The sequence below is a fragment of the Alcanivorax sp. 24 genome (genome assembly GCF_004360225.1).
GTDB lineage: Bacteria > Pseudomonadota > Gammaproteobacteria > Pseudomonadales > Alcanivoracaceae > Alloalcanivorax > Alloalcanivorax xiamenensis.
Genome location: NZ_SNUA01000008.1, coordinates 59,940 through 74,039, shown reverse-complemented (window position 1 = coordinate 74,039; position 14,100 = coordinate 59,940). Strand labels below are relative to the sequence as shown.

Annotated in this window: 14 protein-coding genes; 7 read left to right on the top strand and 7 right to left on the bottom strand. The window is 62.4% G+C overall.

What is annotated here, in order from left to right; all coding sequences use genetic code 11:
* Nucleotides 1-2: 2 nt before the first annotated feature.
* From narI to E0L37_RS12445, 3 genes are read left to right on the top strand one after another with little or no spacing between them, the layout of a single operon-like run.
* Nucleotides 3-692: a respiratory nitrate reductase subunit gamma gene (gene narI, locus E0L37_RS12455; RefSeq protein WP_133492053.1), complete on the top strand. Its 690-nt coding sequence runs from the start codon at nt 3-5 to the stop codon at nt 690-692.
* Between the two features lie 3 nt (nt 693-695).
* Nucleotides 696-1,472 (top strand): peptidylprolyl isomerase, encoded by a 777-nt coding sequence (locus tag E0L37_RS12450; RefSeq protein WP_133492052.1) that lies wholly within the window; start codon nt 696-698, stop codon nt 1,470-1,472.
* The gene (locus tag E0L37_RS12445) at nt 1,469-1,846 is read left to right on the top strand and encodes a putative zinc-binding protein (protein WP_133492051.1); all 378 of its coding nucleotides are present in this window, start codon (nt 1,469-1,471) and stop codon (nt 1,844-1,846) included. The genes E0L37_RS12450 and E0L37_RS12445 overlap by 4 nt, the downstream gene beginning before the upstream one ends.
* Before the next feature lie 13 nt (nt 1,847-1,859).
* Here the strand turns inward: E0L37_RS12445 and E0L37_RS12440 are convergent, their stop codons facing one another.
* From E0L37_RS12440 to E0L37_RS12425, 4 genes are all read right to left on the bottom strand, one after another.
* On the bottom strand, nt 1,860-2,612 hold the full coding sequence (locus E0L37_RS12440; RefSeq protein WP_133492050.1) for a Crp/Fnr family transcriptional regulator: 753 nt from the start codon (nt 2,610-2,612) through the stop codon (nt 1,860-1,862).
* Between the two features lie 382 nt (nt 2,613-2,994).
* Nucleotides 2,995-3,360: a GreA/GreB family elongation factor gene (locus E0L37_RS12435; RefSeq protein WP_097059095.1), complete on the bottom strand. Its 366-nt coding sequence runs from the start codon at nt 3,358-3,360 to the stop codon at nt 2,995-2,997.
* 560 nt (nt 3,361-3,920) lie between these two features.
* Nucleotides 3,921-4,397 (bottom strand): hypothetical protein, encoded by a 477-nt coding sequence (locus E0L37_RS12430; RefSeq protein WP_133492049.1) that lies wholly within the window; start codon nt 4,395-4,397, stop codon nt 3,921-3,923.
* A 278-nt stretch (nt 4,398-4,675) separates the two neighbouring features.
* Nucleotides 4,676-5,062 (bottom strand): SirB2 family protein, encoded by a 387-nt coding sequence (locus tag E0L37_RS12425; protein ID WP_133492149.1) that lies wholly within the window; start codon nt 5,060-5,062, stop codon nt 4,676-4,678.
* 60 nt (nt 5,063-5,122) lie between these two features.
* Between E0L37_RS12425 and E0L37_RS12420 the strand changes: the two genes are divergently transcribed.
* Nucleotides 5,123-5,572 carry an Rrf2 family transcriptional regulator gene (locus tag E0L37_RS12420; RefSeq protein ID WP_133492048.1) on the top strand — a complete coding sequence of 150 codons (450 nt, stop codon included), beginning with the start codon at nt 5,123-5,125 and terminating at the stop codon, nt 5,570-5,572.
* A gap of 9 nt (nt 5,573-5,581) precedes the next feature.
* Here E0L37_RS12420 and E0L37_RS12415 read toward each other — a convergent pair whose 3' ends face one another.
* Nucleotides 5,582-6,022, bottom strand: coding sequence for an Rrf2 family transcriptional regulator (locus E0L37_RS12415; protein WP_133492047.1), 441 nt, complete (start codon nt 6,020-6,022; stop codon nt 5,582-5,584).
* Complete coding sequence (locus E0L37_RS12410) at nt 6,022-7,194, bottom strand: NnrS family protein (protein ID WP_133492046.1); 1,173 nt, start codon at nt 7,192-7,194, stop codon at nt 6,022-6,024. Before E0L37_RS12410 ends, E0L37_RS12415 begins: the two co-directional genes overlap by 1 nt.
* 91 nt (nt 7,195-7,285) lie before the next feature.
* Here E0L37_RS12410 and E0L37_RS12405 point away from each other — a divergent pair, with 91 nt between their 5' ends.
* The 3 genes from E0L37_RS12405 (at nt 7,286) to E0L37_RS12395 (ending at nt 12,301) form a co-directional block, all read left to right on the top strand.
* On the top strand, nt 7,286-8,383 hold the full coding sequence (locus E0L37_RS12405; RefSeq protein ID WP_133492045.1) for an NnrS family protein: 1,098 nt from the start codon (nt 7,286-7,288) through the stop codon (nt 8,381-8,383).
* Between the two features lie 97 nt (nt 8,384-8,480).
* Nucleotides 8,481-10,754 (top strand): nitric-oxide reductase large subunit, encoded by a 2,274-nt coding sequence (locus E0L37_RS12400; RefSeq protein ID WP_133492044.1) that lies wholly within the window; start codon nt 8,481-8,483, stop codon nt 10,752-10,754.
* 491 nt (nt 10,755-11,245) lie between these two features.
* Nucleotides 11,246-12,301 (top strand): 3-deoxy-7-phosphoheptulonate synthase, encoded by a 1,056-nt coding sequence (locus E0L37_RS12395; protein WP_133492043.1) that lies wholly within the window; start codon nt 11,246-11,248, stop codon nt 12,299-12,301.
* On the opposite strand, the gene E0L37_RS12390 is transcribed toward E0L37_RS12395, so the two are convergent.
* The gene (locus tag E0L37_RS12390; RefSeq protein WP_133492042.1) at nt 12,218-13,870 is read right to left on the bottom strand and encodes a methyl-accepting chemotaxis protein; all 1,653 of its coding nucleotides are present in this window, start codon (nt 13,868-13,870) and stop codon (nt 12,218-12,220) included. The two genes, E0L37_RS12395 and E0L37_RS12390, sit on opposite strands and share 84 nt — an antisense overlap.
* Nucleotides 13,871-14,100: the final 230 nt, after the last annotated feature.

Genomic DNA, 14,100 nt, shown 5'->3' with positions numbered 1-14,100 from the left:
TGATGGAATCCTTGTCGCATCATCTGCACATATTGCTGTTCGGCATCTATCCCTATATCGCCGTCAGCGTCTTTCTGGTGGGCAGCCTGATCCGCTTCGATCACGGCCAGTACACCTGGAAAACCGGCTCCAGCCAGATGCTGTCGTCACGGCACATGCGTGTGGCCAGCAATTGCTTCCACATCGGCATTCTGGTGATTTTCTTCGGCCATCTGGTGGGACTGCTGACGCCGCACTGGGCCTACGCCTGGATTATCAGCGCGGGGGCCAAACAGATCATGGCGATCCTGGTGGGCGGCATCGCCGGCGTGCTCTGTTTTATTGGCGGTGTCATGCTGCTGTGGCGACGCCTATTCAATCCACGCGTGCGGGCCAGTTCCAGTGCCATGGATACCTTCATCATTGCTCTGTTGGTGGTACAGGTTACCCTCGGGCTGGCCACCATCGGCCCGGCCCTCGGGCATCTGGACGGTGGCCTGATGCTGCAGCTGGCGCACTGGGCCCAGGCCATCGCTTTCTTCCAGGGTGGCGCCGCCGCTTACCTGGAAAGCGTGGGCTGGATCTACAAGGTGCACATTTTCATCGGCCTGACCATTTTCCTGGTGTTTCCGTTCAGCCGTTTGGTGCACGTCTGGAGCCTGCCCCTGGGCTATCTTTTCCGTCGCTATCAAATCGTCCGCAGACGGGCCTGAGCCATGCAACGCATCGATATGGTGGAACGCCCCGGCGGCGGTGTGATTCAGGTCGGCGATGTCCTCATCGAGGAGAGCGAGATCGCCCGGGAAACCCAGCACCATCCCGCCACTGATCTGAACCAGGCCCGGCGGCGGGCGGCGCGCGCTCTGGTCGTTCGTCAGCTGCTACTACAACGGGCAGCCCAATGCGGGCTGGATTTGAACAACGAGGAAGCCTCTATCAGTGCTCTGTTGGAGCAGGAACTGAAGGTCCCTGAACCGCAGCCGGACGATTGCCGGCGTTATTACCACAGTCACCCCGAGCGCTTCCAAACCCCGCCCGGCTGGCACCTGCAACACATCCTGCTGGCCGCCGCGCCGGACGACGCCCGGACGCGGGACCGACAGTATCGTCTGGGACAGAAACTGCTTCGCCAACTGGAGACGGCGGAACATCGTTTCACCGAACTGGCCCAACGTTACTCCGACTGCCCCTCGCGGGATCAGGGTGGCGAACTGGGCTGGCTGGGGCCAGGGCAGACCGTCGCCGAGCTGGACCGAGTGCTGGCGCGCCTGCCGGCGGGGCTGCACGGGAGGCCACTGGCCAGCCGTTACGGTTGGCATCTGGTACACATCAGAGAGCTGCGGCCAGCGCGCCCCCTGCCCTATGAACACGTCAATGAACGCGTGCGTCACGAACTGCTCGAGCAAGCCAGCCGACGCGCCCTGCACCAGTATCTTCTGGCGCTGGAGAACGATATCGGCGTGCGCGGATTCCGCCTCGAGGAGGATTCATGACCGGCCAGCGTTCACGCAAACCGCCCTTGTTGTATTCCTGTTCCGGCTGCTCCGACGTGGCTCAGCTCGCCAACGAAGTGGCGGTGCGTCTGGACCACGCCGGGCACGCCGAAATGTCCTGTATCGCCGGCGTCGGCGGCGGCGTGCCTGGTCTGGTACGCAAGGCCCGCTCCGGGCGGGTGATCATCGCCATCGACGGCTGCCAGATGCACTGCGCCGAGCACTGTCTCAAACGCGCGGATGTACGACCGGACCACCACGTTCGTCTTTATCAGAACGGACTGCGAAAAAGACGCGGGCGGCGTTATGGTGAGGAGGACATTGAACAGGTGATCGATCAGGTCGTCACCCTGATCAATACCCTGGACCACTAAGCGACGAATACGCCTATGAGCAGGATCGGTGACTGAAATTACAACAGCGAAAAAACTGCGAGCCGGCACAATGGCACTGAGCGTCCGGTAACGGCAGATTGGCGGCCCGGCATAACTCCGTGGGATCAAGGATCATCCAGCGACGTCCGCGCCCGCTGATCAGGCCGCTCTGGCGAAAACGGGTGAGCAGACGCGACAGCGTTTCCGGTGTTACATTCAGCTGTCTCGCCAGCACCTTGGCGCTTACCGGCAGCACCACCCAATGCTCTGGCCGCCACTCGGTCAACTCCAGCAAATACATCGCCACCCTTTGTCCGGCATTGGTCACCGTGAGCTGGTCCAACCGGTTCACCGCCTGATAAAGCCGGTGAGACATCTCTCCCAGTAAGCGCAGGGCGAAATCCGGCTGTACCCGGACCAGACCGAGCAAGCCAGGTCGAGGCAGGCGGATCAGGGTGCTGGCGCTCTCCGCTTCGGCCGACAAAGGATATATACAAGGCTCGGAAAACATGGCGGTTTCCGCCACCAGGTCCCCCTCGGCGACCACTTGGAATACTTTGTCCTCGCCATCCAGACCCGGCCGGTACAAACGCATCACGCCACTGGTCATCAGGTAGTAGGCGTTCGCCATCTCCCCCACTTCAAACAAATGACCGTTATCTGGCAGATTGATGGTCCGGCCACCCTCACACAGCGCCCGTAAGGCGTTTGGTTTCAGGGTCGAGAACAGCTCCGTCCGCGCCAATACATCAATGATCGCTGACATCGTCCTCTCTTCTTTGATTATGGTTGACGATCCACCGGCAAATGGACCGGCTCGGACCTTATTGAATCAAGAAGCGCCCCCGAGAATCATGATGTAGCTCAAATTCCGGCCCCACACCGCCCCTCTCGGCTTTCAAATGGTTTTTCATGTGAACAGGGAAAACGGGGCCATAATGGCCCCGCCAGGCATCCCCTACCGCTTCTCCCGCTTGTCGCGGCGTTTTTCCTTGAGGGATTTTTGCGCCTTCTTTTTGGGTTTCTCTTTACTCATGATCTCACCCATGGTGAACGAGACGTCCCCCCGCCGCGCCGCCAATGACGGGAGGTGGGTCACAGGGCCCCGGAACAGGGCTCGGCGATTCGCGGTATCCCGCCCGGCGCACTCATAACCGCACGGCGCTACCCTCCCGAGGCTCCGCCTCCCGCAGGGCCAGAACTCGAAATTCACAGCGGCATCCGAACAAGGTCACCGTCACCTCATCACCGCGATGGGCTCCCAGCAGAGCAGCGCCCAGTGGCGATAGAATCGAAAGACGACGTTGTTCCGGGGCCGCTTCGTCCGGCCATACCAATTGAAAGCTCCCCTGCTCACCACTGAGCAGATCTTCCATCCGCACGACGGTACCGACGCCAACCCGGGCCTCTCCCCCAGCCTGCCTCAGTGCTTCCAGCTTGCCGAGTACGGCGCTGATTTCTCCGGGACCAGGAGGGAAGCAACACGGGTTCCTCACCGCATACTTTCGAACCATGGGTACAAATCGCTTTTCCAGCCATGAACCACGAACAGGCTTCACCAGCGCGCCTCCACGTCATCATGGAAAGTCGGTTAACGACAGACAGTTGTCGAAATAAAACGAGGGATGCCGGAACAGCCAGAGGCCGTCCGGCTTAAACCGGAAAGGTCAGAGAGGTAAAACGAAAGAAGAGAGTCATTTGCGTTGAGCTAATCAGGATTCAGCACCAATGGAAGCCATGACCATAGCCCATTGGTGTAATAAGGCAAGCCCAAAAAATCGCCAGAGGCAACGGCTGCCTCACAAGTTCTGATGATTCTGACGCTTGACCGCGGAATCCATGGCCGTGGCCCTCTATTGGTCCAGGCGATATAAAAACGCGCCGATTCGCCGCCAAGGCAGCTTCCCACGACGGGGGGCTACGAAGTCGCTGTGGGAAGCTGCCTTGGCAGCGAATCAGCGTGTTGCGTATAAGCGGACTTTCTTACGACTGTGAGGACGGCCGTTCCCGCTGGGCACAAAAAACCCCGGGCGCCCAAGACGGCGACCGGGGTGATTTATCGGCGGAGGCACTATCAATCCCAGAATTTGTACCAGGGCTTGCCTTTCTCTTCCGCTTTCACGCTGGCATTGGCGTTGGCTTCCGCCTCCACCGAGGCATTGTCCCGAGCGGCGTCCACCTTCTTCATGGCTTCCTCACGTTTGGTTTCGGCCTTGGCTTTGCCGGCTTCGGCCCGGGCGTTGGCCTCGGCTTTGGCGTCTTCCATGCGATTCTTAGCGGCTTCCTTCCTGGACTCCGCGTCTTCCACGGCGGCGTCTTTCTCGGCCTTGGCTTTTTCGAGGGTAGCTTCGGCCTTGTCCTTGGCGGCGTCGCGCTTGTCACGCAGAGCTTTCTCGGCGGCTTTGGCATCGGCGTCGGCCTTCACCGCCGCATTGACACCAGCGGCCTCTGCATTTACCGCGGCATTCACGCCAGCGGACAGATCCGCCACGGCTACCTGGCTGCTCAGGGCCGCCGTGGAAGCCAGTACCAACATCCAGTGCTTTTTCATATTTCGCTCCTCGTGCAATCTGACGAACTGGAGACGCGACAGGTCCCAGATGAGGGCATCATTAAATCAGCTATCGGGAAGCTCAAGTAACAAAAGGTAAAAGTCGATTTTTTGTTTATAAAAAAAGGCATGGTTCAAAAAATAAAAAAGCTCCTATTGGCTTTAAAAGCTTTATCTCCGGTCTTATCGACCAACCTGAGTAAAATTATTCTCCTCAAAAAAAACACTTTCTAACACCATCGCCCCATGTCAACTTCATTGTCTTATTTATCATCGTCTCAGCTCAGCCAGGACCCGGGATGATGCCGAACCGCCACCCCCACCATATAGAGAAAGATCAACACCGCCGCCAGCGCGTATCCAGCCCTCCGCGCCGGCGTGGTTCCTCGCTTTATCGCCATCGTGCCCAGACCGATATAGGCCACCAGTGCCAGCAGTTTGGCCGCCAACCAAGGGGTCTGGTGAGGCCAGGCCCGCAACAGAACCATCAGCGTGACCCCGAGAATCAGCAACAGCGTGTCCACCAGATGAGGGGTGACACGCACCCAACGCCGTCGCAACATCGGCGACTCCGTCACCGACCAACCCGCACGCAGCACGAACAGCCCCAGACTCAACGCCGCCAAGGTCATGTGCAGGTGCTTGATCAACAGGTAATCCAACATCATTGCGAGACTCCGTTATACTGCCGGCTAATCCATTGTTCATCGTTTGGAACCGGGACCATGAAGCTGACCCAATACAGTGACTACTCCTTGCGCGTACTGATCTATCTTGGCCTGCGGGGAGAGACGCTGAGCACCATCAGCGCTATTTCGGAAAGCTACGGCATTTCCCGCAACCATATCGTCAAGGTGGTGCATCAGCTCGGCCAACTGGGCTATGTGGAAACCCTGCGCGGCAAGAACGGCGGGCTGCGCCTGGCTCATCGCCCCGAAGACATCAATGTGGGCGAGGTGATTCGCTACACCGAGGCCAACATGAGTCTGGTGGAGTGCTTCGGGGACCAGAATGCTTGTGTCCTTACTCCCAATTGCGTATTGCGCAGTGCCCTCAATGAAGCCTTGAACGCGTTCCTGCACGTCCTTGATGGCTACACCCTGGCCGATCTCATCGAACCACGGCGGGCGCTGCATAAGCGGCTTTTGCCGACCGTCACCGAGCGGAGCGCCTGAGCCGACCGGTCAACCGAAGGATGGCGGTTCCAGAATCCGGATCAATTGCCGGCGCTCCCCGCGAACCATGTCTTCCAGGGTATAACCGTCCAGCGTTTCCAGAAACAATCTCAGCCCCTGCTCGAACACCACCCGCAGCTGACAGTATGGCGTGATCGCGCAGCGGTCCTCGCCATGGAAGCACTCCACCAGAGCCAGGTCCGGCTCCATGTCCCGCACCACCTTGCCCACCCGGATATCCTCCGCCGGGCAAGCCAAGCGGACGCCGCCGGTTTGTCCACGCTGGGTCTCCACATAACCCAGACGCTGCAGTTGATGCACCACCTTGGTCAGGTGGTGGCGGGAGATGCCGTAAGCCCTGGCCATGTCGGCTATGGTCAGACGCCGCGGTTGCAGCGCCAGTTGAATCAGCACGCGCAGGGCGTAGTCGGTATAGCGGGTAATCCGCATCAGCCCGGCCGCCCATCCGCCCTCGGCGCCGCCAGCACCGGGGTATAAAGCCACAGGAACAACAACCAGGCCAGCAACCACAACCCCGCCGCCAGCCACAGCCCCGGCAGCCAGGGCAACACGCCCAGTCCGGCCAGCACCCGGACCAGACCCGCCGCCAGTATCGCCAGGAACCCCCATCGCATGCCCGGCAACAGGCACATGGGGCGGCCAGTATGCCCCATGGCGACACGGGTGATCACACCCAGGATCATGGTGCCGATGGCGCCAGCGCCCAAGGCATGCACCCAGGCCGTGGGAGCCACCGGCAGGCCAGCCTTGGCCGCCGCCCAGAGCCCGTATCCTAGCCCTACCCAGAGATGTCCCAGATGCAGAATCCACAGCAATGGCTCACGCCGGACCCGCCAGCCGGCCCAACCTGCCAGCCGCGCGGCGGTGATCAGTGCCGCCAGCAGCCCCACCAGGGCCACCGCAAGCCCCCGCCACGCGGTCAAATCCAGCACCACCACGGCCAATCCGCAGACCAGCCCCGCAATATCCAGCGCCGGCCGACGCCGGACCCGCCCCGGATCATCGCCGTGCAGACGCAGCCAGTTGGCGGTGAAAGCCGGGGTAATGCGGCCGCCCACCATCAGGATCAGCAACGCGCCCAGCAGCACCAGCCCATGTAGGAAACGGGGATCTCCGCTCCAGTGAAACGCCACGTCCAATCCCCACAGGGCGAGCAGCACTCCGATCAAGGGCGCTTGACGCGCCTGGCGCGCGGACCAGACGCGCCTGGCGACGAGTATCGCCACCACGGGCAGGAAAGCCAGATCCAGCAACACCGCCAGCAGCTGCCAGGCGTCCCCCAATAACAATCCGAGACGGGCCGACAACCACAGCCCCCACAGAACCAGCAACGCGCGCCCCGAAACTGGCGCGGTGCCGGTCCAGTTGCACACCGCGGTAAGCAGGAAGCCGGCGATGGCCGCGTTAAGCAGCCCCACCGTCATCTCATGTTGATGCCATAGCAACGCCGACATCGCCGGCCCGCCGCCGCCGAGCAGCCACCACAGCCACAGCGGCAACAACAGTACCGCGGCAACACCCGTGGAAACGAAAAAAATACGAAACGGGAAAGCGAACAACACCACCCATGGCCGTCTTGGTGATCGCAATGTTTGATCCATGACAAGGTTCCTCGATACCACCGGCACGACAGTGGGTGATGACAATATTTTAGATGTATTACAAATGCATCTTTAAAGGAAATACCAGCCCATGTCCACTCCCGCCTCTTTCCCACCGCGTCGGCGGCCTTGCTCCCGGCTGTTCTTTTCTCTCGCCTGCGTTGAGGCCGCGGTGATGGTGCCGCTCTCCACCTGGGCTTACCTCAATGGCGCTCCCCCCGGCCTGCTGGGTGCCGGTCATGGCATGGAGATGCTGTTCGGACTGGCGCCGATGTTGATCGCCGGCTATCTGCTCGGCCCGCAGCCGCCAGCACGGCGATGGGGGCTGACGCTGCTCTGGGGCCTGGGCCGCTGGCAACGACTGTTTGCCGACGCGCCGTTTATGCTGTCTGGCTGGGATCCGTTGACCGGCGTACTGCTGACCGCACTGCTTCTACCCCGCCTGCGTCACGCCAGAAAATGGCGTAACCGGGTTGGCCTGGGTCTGGTTCCCTGGTTGTGTCTGACACCGCTTCTGGTGTGGTGGCTGCCGTCACCCTGGCCTCGTTTACCTGCCGTGCTCACCCTCGCCGCGCTACTCACCTACATGGGCGGACGCATCATCGCGCCGTTGGCCGCGGCGGCCTGGCAACGACAGGGAAAGGAGTTGCACGCACGAGTGCAGCCCCGTCTGGAGGGCCTGTTACTGGTCACCTTCGGACTGGCCTGGGGCAGCGCCTGGCGCAACCCCGTACTCACCGGGTTATTGCTGAGCGCTCTCGGCACTCTGGTGCTGGCGCGCCTCTGGCGTTGGCGCTTGTGGTCAGTGCCCCGGCCGGATTTGTGGCTGCTCGGCCAGGGCTACGGCTGGTTGGCGCTGGGGCTCAGTGGCATGGGGCTTGCCTTGATCAACGGTCATGCCATCACCACGCCACTGCACGGTATCACCGTGGGCGCCCTTGGCTCACTCTCCTGCGGCGTCATGGCCCGTCAGGCCGGGCCGCGCCATCGCGGCCGGGTTCCGCCGCACCGCCCGGTCATGGTGGTGATGGTATTGCTTAACGCCGCCACGGCGGCCCGCTGGGGCGCGGAGATAGCGCCGTCATGGCTGCTGCCGGCGGCCTCTCTCTGTTGGAGTCTCGCCTATCTGACCCTGCTGCTCCTGCTCCACGGAAGAGCAAGACCACTGAGCATGGAAAATTATCCTTAACATGTATTGTGAATGCATCTTTAAAGATATATTTTATATGCACCTTTAAGACTTGTTCGCCAACCCCATGCCCATGGATCAACAGGAGGACCCGACCATGGCCCACTACCGCAAACTCTGGTGGACGCTGATCGCCGTTCTGGCGGTCACGTTCGCGTTGCTCGGTTACTTCGGTACCGAGGTCTACCGCAAGGCGCCACCGATCCCGGATCGGGTGGTGACCGAGGACGGCACCGTACTGATGACCCGGGATGACATTCTCGACGGCCAAACCGCCTGGCAATCCGTGGGCGGCATGCAACTGGGATCGATCTGGGGACACGGCGCCTATCAAGCGCCGGACTGGACCGCCGACTGGCTGCACCGGGAGTTGATCCACTGGCTCGATCTGGCGGCCCGGGAACGCTACGGTCAGCCCTATGACGCTCTGGACAACGAACATCAGGCGATGCTGCAACGGGCGCTGCGCGACGCCTACCGCACCAACACCTTCGGAGAAAGCGACGGCACGCTGACAGTAAGCAACCGGCGTGCCGAAGCCATGGCGTTGACCGCCGACTATTACTCCCGGCTGTTCGGTGACGCGCCAGAGTTGCGTGGCACGCGGCAAAGCTACGCCATGAAGGAAGGCACTCTACCCAGTGAGAACCGCCGGCGGGCGCTCACTCAATTCTTCTTCTGGACCGCCTGGGCGGCGGCCACCGAACGCCCCGACGGCGACGCCACCTACACCAACAACTGGCCTCACGAGCCACTGATCGATAACCTGCCCACCGCCGAGAACATAGTCTGGTCGATCATCAGCATCATCCTGCTGATCGCCGGCGTCGGCTTCCTGATTCTGGGCTGGGCCTTCCTGCGCCGCCACGATGAAGGCGAGCCACCGGCCCCCGCCCGCGATCCGCTCAGTCTGGTCTCTCTGACGCCATCACAAAGAGCATTGGGCAAATACCTGTTCCTGGTGGTGGCCCTGTTCACCTTCCAGGTGTTCCTCGGCGGCGGGGTGGCGCACTACACCGTGGAAGGTCAGCATTTCTACGGCTTCGAGTTGTCTCAATACTTCCCCTACTCACTGCTTCGCACCTGGCATATCCAGAGTGCGCTGTTCTGGATCGCCACCGGCTTCCTCGCCGCCGGTCTGTTCCTGGCGCCGATCATTAATGGCGGCAAGGACCCGAAGTTCCAGAAGCTCGGCGTCGATGTTCTGTTCTGGGCGCTGGTGGTGGTGGTGGTCGGTTCCTTCGTTGGCAACTACCTGGCCATCGCCCAGATCATGCCGGAGAACCTGAACTTCTGGCTCGGTCATCAGGGCTATGAATACGTCGATCTGGGCCGGCTGTGGCAGATCGGCAAATTCACCGGCGTCGCCTTCTGGCTGGTGCTGATGTTGCGCGGTATCGGCCCGGCCCTGCGCAAACCCGGCGACAAACACCTGCTGGTGCTGCTCACCGCCTCGGTGACCGCCATCGGCCTGTTCTACGGCGCCGGCTTCTTCTATGGCGAGCGCACTCATCTTTCCATCATGGAGTACTGGCGCTGGTGGATCGTGCATCTGTGGGTGGAAGGCTTCTTCGAGGTGTTCGCCACCACTGCCCTGGCTTTCATCTTCTACAACCTGGGCCTGGTATCCCGTACCGTCGCCACCGGCGCCAGCCTGGCCTCCGCCTCCCTGTTCCTGCTCGGCGGCGTGCCCGGCACCTTCCATCACCTGTACTTCGCCGGGACCACCACACCGGTGATGGCGGTGGGGGCGACATTCAGTGCTCTGGAAGTGGTGCCGCTGGTGGTGCTCGGCTACGAGGCCTGGGAACACAGCAAACTGCGTGAACGGGCTCCGTGGATGGGGCAGATGAAATGGCCGGTGGCCTGTTTCGTGGCGGTGGCGTTCTGGAACATGCTCGGCGCCGGGGTGTTCGGCTTCATGATCAACCCGCCGATCTCCCTGTATTACATCCAGGGTCTGAACACCACACCGGTGCATGCCCATGCCGCCCTGTTCGGCGTCTACGGCTTCCTGGCCCTGGGCTTCACGCTGCTGGTGCTGCGCTACATCCGGCCGCGGCTGCAATTCAGTGACCGTCTGATGCGCAATGGCTTCTGGCTGCTCAATATCGGCCTGGTGCTGATGATCGCCACCAGCCTGCTGCCGGTGGGGCTGATCCAGTTCCACGCCAGCGTCAGCGAAGGCATGTGGTATGCCCGCAGCGAAGCGTTCATGCAACAAGACCTGCTGCAAACACTGCGCTGGGTGCGCACCTTCGGCGATGTGGTGTTCATCATCGGCGCCCTGGCGGTGGCCTGGCAGGTGGTCTCCGGGGTGCTGTTCGGCGCCCGCGCTCCCGCTCTGGAGCCGGCGGAGTCCAATGCCTGAATCCACGCCTGAGTGGAAGCCGGCCCCCCGGGGAAATCTCCCCGGGGATTGCGGCCCCACCGTGGCTGGGGTACTCTTCGTCCATTGTTTTGGAGATTCCCATGACCATCGCACGTCCTGACAACGCTTTGTACACCGCCGGTAGCCCGGTGGTGATGGCGTGCGCCGGTTATTTTTACGGGTATTGGTTTAGCCGCTCGAGCGCCTGAGCCCTCCCGCCCAGGCGCCCGGATCCGGGACGCCTGCCGAACCCCTGAACCCCCGGTTGGCTTCCCAACCGGGGGTTTTTCATTTTGGGCGCGACATTTTCATGAACTTTTATTGAGATCAGGACGGAGAAACATCATGACCCGCTATTACCGTGACTTCGCGTTGTTTTGCTACTGGCGATTTAGCGGCGCCGGCCTGACCGCCGGCCGCCGCCACGACTCGACACCACCATCGACACCCTTGCGCCGATGATCGGCGCCTGATTGCTCAAGGAAAGGATTATGAACGCCTCCGTCGCCACCCTGGCCGAAACCGGCGAAGCCCAGGACCAGGAAACCCGCCACCAACGTCTACCCAGCCCTGTCGCCCTGCGGGAAGCGCTGCCTCTGGACGCGGCATTACAAGCCCGCATCCGCCAGCAACGTCAGGCCATCCGCGCCATTCTCAACGGCGAGGACGATCGCCTGCTGGTGATCACCGGCCCCTGCTCTTTGCACGATCCCGAATCCGCCCTTGAATACGGCCAGCGGCTGGCCGGCCTCGCCGAGCAGGTGGGCGATTCGTTGCTGCTGGTCATGCGCGCTTACGTGGAGAAACCACGCACCACGGTGGGGTGGAAAGGGCTGCTCTACGATCCGCACCTGGATGGCCGCCACGATCTGGCCGCCGGGCTGCGACTGTCGCGAGAGTTGCTGCGTGACCTGGCCGGGCTCGGTCTGCCGTTGGCGACGGAACTGTTGAATCCGCTGGCCGCCTCTTACCTGAGCGATCTGCTGGCCTGGGCGGCGATCGGCGCACGCACCACCGAATCACAGATCCACCGGGAGATGGTCAGCGGCCTGCCGCTGCCGGTGGGCTTCAAGAACGGCACCGACGGCAGCGTCACCGTGGCCCGCGACGCCATCGGCGCCGCCGCCCACGGCCACACCCACCTGGGGCTGGACCTCCATGGCCATCCGGCCCTGGTGCAAACACCGGGCAACGCCGACACCCACCTGGTGCTGCGCGGCGGCCATCAGGGCCCCAACTACCAGGAAGAACAGGTGCTGGCCGCCCGTGACGCCCTTGAAAGCGCCGGCCTCAATCCGCGCCTGGTGGTCGATTGCAGCCACGCCAACAGCGGCAAGGATCCGGCCCGCCAGCCGCTGGTGCTGGAAGAGGTGCTGCGCCAGCGACGCCAGGGTGACAGCACGGTGGTCGGGGTAATGCTGGAGAGCCACCTCAACGGCGGCAACCAGCCCCTTTCCGAATCGCTACGCTACGGCGTTTCCGTCACCGATGCCTGCCTGGGCTGGGCGGACACCGAGGCGCGGCTGCTCCAGCTCGCCCGGGGGTGACGCCGGGCCATCGGATGTCAGGGTGAAGGACGCCACCGCCGCCATCAGCTCATCCGCCTGGCGGCGCAAATGGTCCGCGTGGTCGGCGGCGCGGGCCACCACCGAGACGTTCTGCTGGGTGACCTGATCCATCCTCGCCACCGCTTCGCCGATCTGCTCGATCCCCCGGGCCTGCTCGGTGGAGGCCACGGCCACGTCATCCATGATGGTGGTGACCCGGGTCACCGCCTCGACAATATGCTCCATGGTGCCGCCGGCTTTGCCCACCAAAGCCACGCCGTCGTCCACTTCCACCAGGGCTTGCTCCATACGGGTTTCGATATCCTTGGCCAGAGTGGCGCTGCGCCGCGCCAGATCCCGCACCTCCTTTGCCACCACCGCGAAACCACTGCCCTCTTCCCCGGCCCGGGCCGCCTCCACCGAGGCGTTGAGCGCCAGAATACTGGTCTGCAAGGCAATGCCCTGGATCGCGCTGGTGGTTTCGGCGATCTGCCCGGCGGCGGCCCGCAAGCGCTCCATGCGATCCACCGCCGCGCCCATTACCTCACTACCCTCGGACGCCACCCGGTGAGCATCGCGGACCAAGCCATGCCCCTGGCGGGCGTGGTCCTCATTGCGCCGCACCGTGGCGGTAAGCTGCTCCATGCTGGAGGCGGTCTCTTCCAATGAAGTGGCCAGTTGCTCGAAGCGGGAGGACAGATTGCCGGTGCCGTTGGCAATACCGGCGCTGCCCCGATGCAGCGTCTCGCAGCTTTTGCGCACCCGCCCGACGATGTTGGCCAGCCCCGATTGCAACGCGCCCAGGCCAGCGTACAACTGGCCGATTTCATTGCCGCCGCGGCGCTCCAGACGGGCGGACAGATCCCCTTCGGCAATGCGCTCGAAATGGGTCAGCAAACGCTGCAGCGGCCGGATCACGTTCACCGTTACCCCCCAGCGCACCAGCAAAACCAGCAGCAGCGCCGCCGCCACGGTCACCGCCAACACCGCCACGCCCTGCCGCACCAGTCCCTCGAAACCTTCAGTGAGACGCCGGGCGCTTTCCTCCGAAGCCTCCAGAAAAGCGTCCGCGCCGGTGGCGAAGGCGTAGTTCATGTCGCTGACCCGGCCACGGCCGGAGCGGTAACTGGCGAAGTCCCCCTCCTTGAGCACCGTCAATTGCAAACTCAGGCCAACATTGAGCAAGGCGTATAACTGCTCGGACAACGCATCGATGGCCTCCTGCTGTTGCGGTTGCGGGGGGATTTCCAAAAAGCGCTGGAACGCCTGCCGAGCGTCCTTCATCAAGGACTCGGCCTCGTCGATCACCGGCTCCGGCTCATCGAAGGACGGCACGCGGATCAACTCCGCCGCCCGATCCATGGCCACCTGGGCCTGCAGCAAATCGATGTAGGTCCGGTTCAGGGCACTGGTCTGACGGACATGAATCTGCTCCAGGGTGCCGAACGCCTGGCGGCTGAAATGGGAGGCGTACAGACTCACCCCGCCAAGCACCAGAATCATCACGCTGAAGCCAAGCAGCACCCAGTCCCAACTGCGCTTCACCGTCATGTCGTCGAGCCATTTCATTCTTTCCCCTTACTCAAAACCCAGGAAGAAGGAAGGATAGAGATTCAATATGACGGAACGGTAACCGGTGAACCTGATCGCAGTCCTTTTCTGTATGGAGAGGACTTCTGTATGAGGGGATCGCTGACACCCCATAAACTCCAGATGCGAGTGTCTGCATCGAGGGCACGGGTCTGTACGAAGGCCTTCCGGGAACGCCGTGAATACGTCCCAAGACTCCCGGTTCAAGC